The organism is Parafrankia sp. FMc2, from assembly GCF_041008525.1.
GTDB lineage: Bacteria > Actinomycetota > Actinomycetes > Frankiales > Frankiaceae > Parafrankia.
The window spans coordinates 24,962-33,570 of sequence record NZ_JBFLUG010000083.1; the positions used below are offsets into that span (position 1 = coordinate 24,962).

The following is an 8,609-nucleotide window of genomic DNA, read 5'->3' on the forward strand; positions in this document are numbered from 1 at the left end:
CGGAACATGTAGTGTTGACGCGTGGGCGTGTCGGGGTACGTGCCGCGGATCGCGGATCGGCAGCTGGCCAGCCTGCTCGCCGAACTGCCCGCCGTCATGGTCACGGGCCCGCGTGCCGCGGGGAAGACCACCTCGGCCCGGCGGATCGCCAACGACGTCCTGCGGCTGGATGACCCCGCCGTCGCCGCGGCGGTCGCCGCGAACCCGGATGCCGCCCTGCGCCGCACCACCGAGCCCGTCCTCCTCGACGAGTGGCAGGAGGTGCCGGAGATCCTGGGCGCGGTCAAGCGTGCGGTCGACGATGATCCCCGTCCTGGTCGTTTCCTTCTCACGGGGAGTGTCGAGGCCGATTTCACCACCCGTCAGTGGCCCGGGACAGGTCGTGTCGTCCGGCTGGTACTGCACGGGCTCACCGAGCGGGAGATCTCCGGTGCTGTCGACCAGCCGGGCCTGATCGATCTGCTTCTCGACTCCGACATCTCCCGCCTGAGCGTCTCCGGGCCGCCCCCGAGCCTGGACGACTATGTCGACCTGGCGCTGCGGAGCGGGTTCCCCGAGGCCGCGTTGAACCTGCGGGCACCGGGGCGGCTCGCCTGGCTGGACTCCTACATCGATCATGTCGTGACCAGGGACGTGCTTGCCGCGGGAGAGCAGCGCGACCCGGTCCGGCTGCGTCGTTACCTCGAGGTTCTCGGGTTGTCGACGGCAGGGCTTCCCGCGGACGGCACGGTCTACCAGGCCGCGGGCATCAACCAGCGGACCGCGGACGCCTACGACCGGATCCTCGCCGCTCTTTATCTCATCGATCTCGTCCCGGCGTGGTCGACGAACCGTCTGAACCGACTGACCAAGCGGGCGAAGAGATATCTGACTGATCCCGCGCTCGCGCTCGCCGCCGCCCGGGTGGACGAGCGCAGCGTCCTGCGGGACGGGGATCTGCTCGGCCGGATACTCGACACCTTTGTCGCCGCCCAGCTGAGGCCCGAGGTGGCCCTGCTGCACCCGCGTGCCCGGCTGCACCACCTCCGCTCCCGTGACGGGCAGGAGGTTGACGTTGTTATCGACGTCGGGCGCGGTCAGGTGGTCGCCATGGAGGTCAAAGCCTCGTCGGCGCCTTCGGTACGGGACGCGCGCCACCTTCTGTGGCTGCGCGATCAGCTCGGTGACGACTTCCGCGCCGGGGTCGTGTTCCACACCGGTCCAATGCCCTTCGACCTCGATGACCGGATCTGGGCGCTGCCTGTCAGCGCCCTGTGGGCAGCCCGGATCGAGTAACCCGCTGCGCCCTGCGTGGTGGTCCACGGGCCGCGCAGGCCGCGCAGGCCGCGCCGTGCTCCCGCCCGGGCAGCTGTGCTGGGCGGGCGGGAGACCTCCGGGTCCGGGTGTGGCGCTCCGGTCACCAGGTGCTGTTGACCAGCCCGGTGCCGAGGTAGACCTGGTCGAAGAGGTTGCCGTCGTTGTCGTCGGTGTAGGCGATCACGAGCTGGCCCCACGGGTTGACCCCGAGCGCCGGCTCGTCCTGGCGCCCGGTGACGGTGGTGTGCACCCGCAGCCGGGGCAGCCGCCCGGTGGTCGTGCCGTCCGGGTTGAGGCCCTGGGCGTGGACGTCGGTGTCCTGCGCCCAGGTGACGACCGCGCCCCGCTGGTCGTCGATCCCGGTCTGCGGGTCCGTGCCGGGGAGGATGACCTCGGGGCCCGCCGCGTTCGCCGCGCTGAACGAGCGGGCACCGACCTGCGCGGAGCCGTTCTGGTTGGTCTCCCAGGCCACGACCTGGTCACCGTTGAGGTTCACCGAGACCGCCGGGTGGACCTGGTCGCCGCCGGTCGCCACGTTGGCGACGCCCTGGGCCACCTTCACCGTGCCCGACGGGGTGAGGATCTTGCGGCCGACGTTGAAGGAGCCGTTGGCGTCCCCGTCCTCGTCCCAGACGACGACGGCGTTGCCGGCGCCGTCCACCGCGACGTCGGGCCGGCGGTGGGTGCCGCCCGTCGTGTGCACCTGGGCCTCGTAGGTCCTGGACGTCACCGACGCGAAGCCCGCCACCCGCACCGTCGGCGCGGCGGTGCCCTGGACGTCCTCGAACGCGACCGCGAAACCGGGTCCGTCGGGGTCGGCGGCGACGTGCGCGTTCAGCTGCTGGCCGTCGGCGTTCGCGTTCGCCTGCGCGGAGCCGGTGACGGTGCCGGCGGTGTTCACCGCGCGCACCGCGATGTTGTAGTAGCCGTTGCCGTCCGGGTCCTCGGCCCAGATGACGACCGCGGTGCCGTCCTCGCGCAGGGCGACGTCCGGCTGGACGTGCCGCCAGTTCCCGCTCCCGCCCGCCGACAGCTTCTTCTCGAACAGGGACGTCCCGTCGCGGTAGAGCCGCAGGAAGACCTCGGTGTGCACGGTGTTCTCGGGGGCGGTGGAGTCCCGGTCGTCCTCCCAGACGACGGCGGTGTAGCCGTTGCGGGTGGCGGAGACCTCGGCGTTGTCCTGGTCGCCGGTGGCGGTGGAGTTGGCGACCGTCCAGGTGACGTCGGCGGTCGTGGTGCCGTCCGCCGAGGCCGGGGCGGCCAGCGCGCTGGCCAGGGCGGCCACGCCGGTGGCGCTGACCACCGCGAGGCGGATGACGCGCCGGTGGCGGGACCGCTGGTTCCGGTCCGGAATCTGGTTCTGGTTCGGATTCTGCTTTCTGATCATGCCCGGCCTCCGCCTCACGCCGTCTGCAGGCCGGGGTTGCCGGCCTCGATCACATAGCTGCGCGCCGTGCTGACCGCGGCGCCGCGCACGGTGACCTGGTTGAGGGCGCGGAAGTCCACCGCCATCTGGGTGGGGGTGGTGACGGTGCGGACATAGCCGCGCCGGTTCCCGTTGAACTTCACATGCGGGTTGAGGCTGGACAGCCCCGTCCCGGTGGCGGTGCCGTCCCCGCCGGAACTGATCGACGTGGTCACCAGCTCCGTGCCGATCACCTGGTTCTGGGTCGTGTAGTCGTCCATGATGTCGGCGGCCCACGACTGGTGGACGTCCCCGGTGAGCACCACCGTGCTGGTGTTGCCGCGGGCCTGCCAGCCCTGCTGGATGCGGCCGCGGTTGGCGGTGTAGCCGTCCCAGGCGTCCATGCTCTTCGAGCCGTCGGCGGCGGCGAGGCGCTGGGTGAAGAACACCTGCTGGCCGAGGATGTCCCAGGTGCCGAGATGCTGGCCGAGGCCGTCGAGCAGCCACGCCTCCTGGGCGGCGCCGGTCAGCGTGCGCGCCGGGTCGTCGGCGGCGGGGCAGACCTTCGTCCCGTCGCCGCAGGCCTGGTCGTTGCGGTACTGGCGGGTGTCGAGCATGTGGAAGGTGGCCAGGCTGCCCCAGCGCAGCCGCCGGTAGAGCGCCAAATTCTGGTTGACGGGAATCTGCGCCGAGCGCAGCGGCATGTGCTCGTAGTACGCCTTGTAGGCGGCGGCACGCCGGGCGGTGAAGTCACCGGCGGGGCTGGCGTCGTTGCGGACGAGGTTCGCGTAGTTGTTCTCGACCTCGTGGTCGTCCCACACCGTCACCCACGGCGCGGCGGCGTGCGCGGCCTGCAGGTCGACGTCGGTCTTGTACAGCGCGTGCCGCACCCGGTAGTTCGCCAGCGAGCTGATCTCGGCGCTGGGCACGTGGGAGCGCACGCCGGAGCCGGTGCCGCCCTCGTAGAGGTAGTCGCCGAGGTGCAGGATCAGGTCCGGGTTCTCCTCGGCCATCCGGCGGTAGGCGGTGAAGTAGCCGGCCTCGTAGTGCGAGCAGGAGGCGAACAGCATCGTCAGCGCCGGGCTGGTGCCGACGGCGGGCGCGGTGCGGGCCCGTCCCACGGGGGAGATCTGCCCCGAGGCGCGGAAGCGGTACCAGTACTCCCGGTTCGGTGCCAGGCCGCCGACCTCGACGTGGACGCTGTGCGCCCAGGCCGCCACCGCGCTCACCGAGCCGCTGGCGGCGAGCTGGGTGAAGTAGCGGTCGTTCGCCACCTGCCACTCGACGGTGACCGGTGCGCTGGACATGCCGCCGAGGCCGTCCGCGCTGAGCGGGCTGGGCGCGAGACGGGTCCACAGGACGAAACCGTCCGCGGTGGGCTCGCCGGAGGCGACACCCAGGGTGAAGGGATAGGACGCGGCGCGGGCCACGGACACGCCGGCCACCGCCGTCCCCACCCCGGCCAGCCCGCCCAGCAGGACGTGCCGTCGGTTCAGTCGGGTCATGGGTAGGTTCCTACGGCCCGGCGCGGCCGGCGGAAGCATCCTCGGGCGACTGTTCACGGAACGTTCCCCGCCCGGATCGTCGATATCGGGAACCGGATGTCAATGGCAATACCGGGTTCACTCCGCCTTCTTTGAAATGTGGGCGAAAATGCAGAATCGAGGTATTCGAAAGGCCCTGCCGGCGGGCGTCTCCGGCCGCGGCACAGGGTCGCGGGCGTGCGGGTGTGATGACCGAGATCGGGAGTACCGCGGCGGTGTCGTCGGTTCCGCGGCCCGGCGGCGCGGGCTGCGGCCGGCTGTAGTCACTGCTGTGCGGACCGAGGTGCCGCATCCCGCCTGGGTGCATACTTGGGTGAGCTGAGTAGTTTGCCTGGGTTGTCGGCCGTCGATATGCTCCGGACCGTGTCGGGCCAGGTTCTCGTGCTGCCCGCGAGGCATCGTGCCCCGCGGCGCGGGCCGGCCGTACGGGCCGTGTGGCACCGCACCGGTGGCTGGTGGCACATCCCTTTTCTGGTGCTGCTCGCGGCGGGTCTCGCCGTGCGCCTGGCGGCGGTCGCCGGGTACCGGCCGGCGCTGTGGTTCAACGACAGCTACGACTACATCAGCGTCACCCTGCGGCCTGAGCCGTATGTGGTCCGGCCGTCCGGTTACAGCTTCTTCCTGCGGCTTCTGCTGCCGTTCCACAGCTTCGAGCTGGTCGTGCTCGTGCAGCATCTGATCGGGCTCGCGGTCGGGGTGGGGATCTACGTCCTGCTGCTGCGCCTGCGCGTCCCGGCGTTGCTCGCCGCGGCCGGCGCCGCCCCGCAGCTGCTCGACGCCTACCAGGTCGCGCTGGAACACATGGTCCTGTCCGAGACGCTGTTCACCGCACTGCTGGTCGGTGCCGTGCTGTGCCTGCTGTGGAACCGGCGGGTCGGTGTCCTCGGCGCGCTCGGCGCCGGCCTGTTCCTGAGTGCCGCGTCGGTGACCCGATCCGTCGGGCTGCCGCTGGCGGCCGTGGCCGGCCTCTGGCTATTGGTCAGATGGCCCGGATGGCGGTCGGCCGGGGTGTTCGCCGCCGCGCTGGCGCTCCCGCTGGCGGCCTACTGCGGCTGGCATCAGGCCGAGCACGGAACGTTCGCGGTCTCCGGCAGCACCGGAATCTTCCTGTACTCCCGGACGGCAACCTTCGCGGACTGCTCGGTCCTCAACCCGCCTGAGCGGTTGCGGGTCCTCTGCCCGGCCGGACCGGTGGACTCCCTGCAGGTCCCGTCCGACTACATCTGGCACGGCACCTCGCCGCTGTTCTTCGACATTCCCGGGTACCCGTACGACCCGAAGAACATTCCCAGGTACACATTCGCCCCGGGGAGGGAGAAGCTGGCGCGGGAGTTCGCGGTCCTCGCGATCACCCGGCAGCCGGGCGACTACCTGCGCACCGTCGCCCACGACTTCCGCCGGACGTTCCGCTCGCGCCTGGACGACTACCCGAGCCGGATGGTCGCCGAGCGCTACTCCTTCGCCGGGGCGATGGTCCCCGTCACGAAGCCGGACCATGAAACCGCCGATATGCGTGCCTACGAGCGCGGGGAGTTCATCACCACGGCGCACGACCCAGCGGCCGGATGGCTGGTCTCCTACCAGCGACACGTGCGCGTCCCCGCGCCGGCCATCGGCCTGCTGCTGGCGGCCGCGCTGGCCGGTGCGCTGCTGGCCGTCCGCGACCGGGCGCTCCGCGCTCCGCTCCTGCTGCTGGCCGCGGTCGCCCTGCTGGCGCTGCTCCTGCCGCCGGCCACCGCCGGCTTCGACTATCGCTACGTGCCCCCGTCGTTCCCGTTCCTCGGAGCCGCCGCCGCCCTGGCCGCGGCCGGCGCGCTCCGCTTCGGCCGTGGACTCGTCCGCAGACTCCGCCCCGGCCCAGGCCCGGCTGCACCCGGCCCGGCCATACCCGTCCAGCCTGGACCCGGCGCGGGGGATCTCGGCCCCGGGGGTCTCGGCCCGGGGGATCTCGGCCCGGGCGAGCCGGGTCAGGCCGAGCCTGGCCAGCCGCGCGGGGACCCGGGCCCCACAGGCCCGCCCGGCTCGCCGGGATCCGCGGGTTCGAGGGCCTCCAGCCAGCGCTCCACCACCTCCAGGGTCTCCTGATGCCCCGTGGAGAGGCCCAGCGCGCTCTCCATGACCAGCACGCGCGAGATGCTCGACATCAGCACCGTCGCGACCACCGGCGGGAGCGTGGCGTGATCGACGCCGCGGGCCGCCAGGACGGTGGCGAGGGCGGCCCGCTCCGCCTCGCGGAACCGCTCGGCGTAGGCGGCGATCTCCGCCCGGATGGTCTTGCGGTGGTTGGCCAGCGCCATGAACTCGACCACCATCGCCGTCCCGCGCGGGTCGATGTCGATCGCCCACAGCGCCCGCAGGCAGCGCGGTGAGCTGACCGCCGCGTAACCCTCTTCCAGCATGATCTGAGCGGTGGCGTCGAGGAGCGCCGCGCGGGTCTTCGAGTCCTCCCCGCCGAGGCGGTGGGCCGGGGCCGGGGCCTACCGGTGGCGCCGGCCTCCCCGGTTCCCGGAGGCGAGGAGCTCGGCACCCGCACAACATAGTCGCGGGACGGTCACGCGCAGCATGGAAGCGGCCCGGCCGGTGCGTGGCTCCGTTACCCTGACGAGATGGCCGCACCTGCTCATCTGACCGAGAGACCGGCAGAAACGGTCAGGGTCGGCCTGGTGGACATGCGCCGCGGCGGCACCGCGCTCGGTGGCAGCTACCTGCACGAGGGTGCGGGAATGGTCACCGGGTGGCACTCCCACAACCTGCACCAGATCGAGTACGCCATGGCCGGCGTGGTCGAGGTGGAGACGGCGAGCGCCCACTACCTGCTCCCGCCGCAGCAGGCCGCGTGGATCCCCGCCGGCCTCGAGCACCAGGCCACGCTCAACCCCGGCGCCCGCACGATCGCGGTGCTGTTCGACCCCGGCATCATCCCCCGTTCGGACGCCCGCGCCCGGATCCTGGCGGTGCCGCCGCTGATCCGGGAAATGATGATCTACGCGGTGCGCTGGCCGATCGCGCGGCCCGGCGGCGACGTGGTCTCCAACGGCTTCTTCCGGACGCTCGGCCACCTGGTCGCCGAGGCACTGGAACACGAGGCCCCGCTGAGCCTGCCGACCTCGTCCGACCCGGTGGTGGCGGCGGCGATCGCCTACACCCAGGCGCATCTCGACGCCGTCTCGGTCGGGGAGGTCGGCCGGGCGGTCGGGGTCTCCGAGCGGACGCTGCGCCGCCAGTTCCAGACCACGCTGGGCATGTCCTGGCGGGAGTACCTCCTGCAGGCACGGCTGCTGCGTGCCATGGCGCTGCTCGCCGACCCGGCGATGTCGGTGCTGGAGGTCTCCACCGCGGTGGGTTTCGAGAACCCGAGCGCGTTCGCGCGGGCGTTCGCCCAGCACTGCGGCGAGAAACCGTCCGCGTACCGGCGCCGGACCGGCGGTACCGCCGCTCAGTCCGAGCCGGACCTGCCGTCTCCGCGCCGGCCGGGCGCGAGGACGTCCTGACCGAACCGGGCCCGTCACGTCATGCCGGGTGCCGGGTGCCGGGTGCTGGGTGCCGAGGGCGGTGCCGCGCTGCGCGACCGGGGAGGCCGAAGGGGGTCATACCGGGCCGTCCGGTGGTCACTGGGCACGGCGGCGGGGTAGGCAGGTCTGCATGCGCACCACTCGAAGCAGATCCGGCCCCTTTCTCCTGGCCGCCGCGACGTCACTCGCAGTGCTGCTCACCGGATGTGGCGGAGAGGACGCGGCTGACCAGACCGTCGAGCCTGCCCCGGTCACCGCGAGCGCGCCGTCCCGGCCGGCCGCCGGCGGCCCGGCGACCACAGCGGTGACCGGCGTGAACGACGGTCCGCCCGCCTGCGCGGCGTCCGGCCTCACCGCGGCCGTGGCGGATCTCGAAGGCGCGGCGGGCCACGTGTACGGGCACCTCGTGCTCACCAACAGCGGCTCGACGTCCTGCGCGATCACCGGGTACCCCGGTGTCTCGGTCGTGGACGACGCGGGTCGGCAGATCGGGGCGCCAGCCGACCGGACCGGGCCGGCGGGTGAACCCGTGACCCTGGCACCCGGTGGCCGGGCGACCGCGACGCTGGCCATCACGCAGCCCGGGTTGCTGCCGGGGTGCGAGAGCACCGATCAGACGGTGCGGGGGACGAGCCTTCGGGTCTACCCGCCGGACGACCGGGCCAGCCTGCAGGCGCCGGTGGCCGACGGGGTGCAGACCTGCCGCGACCCGGCGGTCCACCAGCTGACCGTGACCGCCTTCTCGGCGGCCTGACCCGGGCGGCGGCCGACCGGCGCGCGGAGCCTGCCGCGCGCGGCGGGGCGTGCGGCGTGCGGCGGGGCGTGCGGTGTGCGGTGTGCGGTGTGCGGGGG

At 72.6% G+C, this 8,609-nt stretch carries 7 protein-coding genes; 4 read left to right on the plus strand and 3 right to left on the minus strand.

The genetic code is table 11. The features are described 5' to 3' along the window. Positions 1-21: 21 nt before the first annotated feature. On the plus strand, positions 22-1,275 hold the full coding sequence (locus AB1460_RS24125) for an ATP-binding protein (protein ID WP_368964310.1): 1,254 nt from the start codon (positions 22-24) through the stop codon (positions 1,273-1,275). A 121-nt stretch (positions 1,276-1,396) separates the two neighbouring features. Here AB1460_RS24125 and AB1460_RS24130 read toward each other — a convergent pair whose 3' ends face one another. Both AB1460_RS24130 and AB1460_RS24135 read right to left on the minus strand, forming a co-directional pair. Next, positions 1,397-2,683, minus strand: coding sequence for a hypothetical protein (locus AB1460_RS24130; RefSeq protein WP_368964312.1), 1,287 nt, complete (start codon positions 2,681-2,683; stop codon positions 1,397-1,399). A 14-nt stretch (positions 2,684-2,697) separates the two neighbouring features. Next, the gene (locus tag AB1460_RS24135; RefSeq protein ID WP_368964313.1) at positions 2,698-4,206 is read right to left on the minus strand and encodes an alkaline phosphatase D family protein; all 1,509 of its coding nucleotides are present in this window, start codon (positions 4,204-4,206) and stop codon (positions 2,698-2,700) included. Positions 4,207-4,608: 402 nt separating this feature from the next. On the opposite strand from AB1460_RS24135, the gene AB1460_RS24140 reads away from it, so the two are divergent. Beyond that, complete coding sequence (locus AB1460_RS24140; RefSeq protein ID WP_368964315.1) at positions 4,609-6,330, plus strand: hypothetical protein; 1,722 nt, start codon at positions 4,609-4,611, stop codon at positions 6,328-6,330. On the opposite strand, the gene AB1460_RS24145 is transcribed toward AB1460_RS24140, so the two are convergent. Continuing rightward, positions 6,213-6,644: a hypothetical protein gene (locus AB1460_RS24145; RefSeq protein ID WP_368964316.1), complete on the minus strand. Its 432-nt coding sequence runs from the start codon at positions 6,642-6,644 to the stop codon at positions 6,213-6,215. The two genes, AB1460_RS24140 and AB1460_RS24145, sit on opposite strands and share 118 nt — an antisense overlap. Positions 6,645-6,914: 270 nt before the next feature. Between AB1460_RS24145 and AB1460_RS24150 the strand changes: the two genes are divergently transcribed. Both AB1460_RS24150 and AB1460_RS24155 read left to right on the plus strand, forming a co-directional pair. Beyond that, positions 6,915-7,736 carry a helix-turn-helix transcriptional regulator gene (locus AB1460_RS24150; RefSeq protein ID WP_368964321.1) on the plus strand — a complete coding sequence of 274 codons (822 nt, stop codon included), beginning with the start codon at positions 6,915-6,917 and terminating at the stop codon, positions 7,734-7,736. Between the two features lie 151 nt (positions 7,737-7,887). Continuing rightward, on the plus strand, positions 7,888-8,511 hold the full coding sequence (locus AB1460_RS24155) for a DUF4232 domain-containing protein (protein WP_368964317.1): 624 nt from the start codon (positions 7,888-7,890) through the stop codon (positions 8,509-8,511). Positions 8,512-8,609 lie beyond the last annotated feature (98 nt).